Source organism: Gracilimonas tropica DSM 19535 (genome assembly GCF_000375425.1).
Taxonomy (GTDB): domain Bacteria; phylum Bacteroidota; class Rhodothermia; order Balneolales; family Balneolaceae; genus Gracilimonas; species Gracilimonas tropica.
The window spans coordinates 1-1,686 of the sequence record NZ_AQXG01000042.1 but is presented as its reverse complement, the minus strand read 5'-3'; the positions used below and the strand labels follow the sequence as shown (position 1 = coordinate 1,686).

Below are 1,686 nucleotides of genomic sequence, written 5' to 3'. Positions count from 1 at the left end.
TAGCTCGCCGGGCTGATGTAAACAAGGAGACGGTACGTTACTATGAAAAGCGTAATCTCATCCCTGAACCGGATCGAAGACGCTCTGGCTATCGTATATTTACCCAGCGACACATCGATCAGATCAAATTTATAAAGCGGGCACAAGAACTTGGGTTTACGCTGAGTGAAATTAAGGAACTCCTTGAATTACGTGTGGATGAGAATACCACCTGTTCAGAGATCAAAAACGAGGCAGAGGAAAAATACCAGGATGTAATAGAAAAAATTAAAGATCTCCAACAAATCAAATATACCTTAGTCGATTTAATTGATGCATGCGCTGGAGATGGACCTAAAGGAGATTGCCCCATTTTATGCGCCTTGGAAGGCGAGACTAAGACCGGGAAAAATCTTAGATGATGAAGAACAAACTAATTTTCAATTAATTTAAAATCCACAAAAGGTATTTTGAATGATTCAATACAAAAAATGGTCAATATATATTTAATAATATGAAAAAAGCCTGAGTTCAAGTATAGAATAATTATTGAAACTAGCGCAGGAATATATCTGCAAACGACTTTTTTATTATAATATCTTCTATTTAGTTTAAAGTATTATCATCCAGATTGCTATAAATTAATATTGACATGGTTTGTCGATCAACAACGCATTCAACTAATGGGTTGCATATAAAACTGAGCTACCTTTCTGATCGAAAAGCCTGACTTCATAGATATCATTGGTCGCAATATCCATACCTGGAGATGCTGCTGGCATACCAGGCGCAGCAAGACCTACAGCATCAGGTCGTTCTTTGAGCATTTTATTTATGTCTTCAACAGGTACATGGCCTTCTACAACATAATCATCGATAAAAGCTGTATGACAGGACGCAAGATTTAAAGGAACTTTATTAGTTTCTTTAATTGAAATCATTTCATCTGAAATATTTACGGAAACTGGAAAACCCTGTTTCCTCAGGTAATTGGCCCATCTGTCACAGCATGTGCATTGAGGGTTTTTATACATAACTATCTCAGGGAGATCTTTGTTAGCTGCTTCATTTATTTGATTTGACCTTTTAGCAAAAGCCCATACAATTAAACTGGATAATAAAATTATACTTAGATAAATAATTGTTTTTTTCATCAGTTCGTGGATTTTAGATTTTTGAGATTACTTCTTTAAGTTGTTTTATCTCGACGTTCATGTTGTAAAAAGCCACTACCGGAATCTCCCGATCGTATATGGATAGAGTTAGTGACGGGCGTAACATAAATAATCCCATCACCTCGCTGACCACTTCGTGCCTTATTACGAATAATCTCGATTACCTGGTCGGTATCTTTTTCACTGCAAACAACAACAAGCTTTACAATATGGGTAAATCGTTCGGCAATGCTTATCGACAGTTGAGCTTTCTCAGGATCAGACATGCGTCCGAGCCCCATAACATCAATAAGGGTCATGCAGCAGTAACCTTCGGCTTCTAAACCATCTATAACTTCTTCTGCTTTTCGTTTCCGAATAAATGCTTTGATTTCATTCATGCTAATCACCTTTATCTTAGACTGGCAAGCTTAAAAAACCTGCCAGATCTATTTTCTGTTTGTTAACTGGTTAATTGTTGATCTTCACCTGTTGTTTTTGATAAACGTTTTACTTCCCTGCTTTTCCAGAGGTAGTAAATAACAGGCAATAC

3 protein-coding genes are annotated in these 1,686 nt (G+C 36.8%); 1 reads left to right on the top strand and 2 read right to left on the bottom strand.

The window, feature by feature from the left end:
• Nucleotides 1-401, top strand: a 401-nt coding sequence (locus B151_RS19200) for a MerR family DNA-binding protein (protein ID WP_020404918.1), incomplete at its 5' end; no start/stop codon positions are given.
• Between the two features lie 258 nt (nt 402-659).
• On the opposite strand, the gene B151_RS0117470 is transcribed toward B151_RS19200, so the two are convergent.
• Nucleotides 660-1,133: a DUF411 domain-containing protein gene (locus B151_RS0117470; RefSeq protein ID WP_020404917.1), complete on the bottom strand. Its 474-nt coding sequence runs from the start codon at nt 1,131-1,133 to the stop codon at nt 660-662.
• Nucleotides 1,134-1,168: 35 nt separating this feature from the next.
• Nucleotides 1,169-1,534 carry a P-II family nitrogen regulator gene (locus B151_RS0117465; RefSeq protein ID WP_020404916.1) on the bottom strand — a complete coding sequence of 122 codons (366 nt, stop codon included), beginning with the start codon at nt 1,532-1,534 and terminating at the stop codon, nt 1,169-1,171.
• Nucleotides 1,535-1,686: the final 152 nt, after the last annotated feature.

Coding starts and splice junctions, on each gene's coding strand:
- B151_RS0117465 (WP_020404916.1), bottom strand. CDS start 1,534: ATGAATGAAATCAAAGCATTTATTCGGAAACGAAAAGCAGAAGAAGTT.
- B151_RS0117470 (WP_020404917.1), bottom strand. CDS start 1,133: ATGAAAAAAACAATTATTTATCTAAGTATAATTTTATTATCCAGTTTA.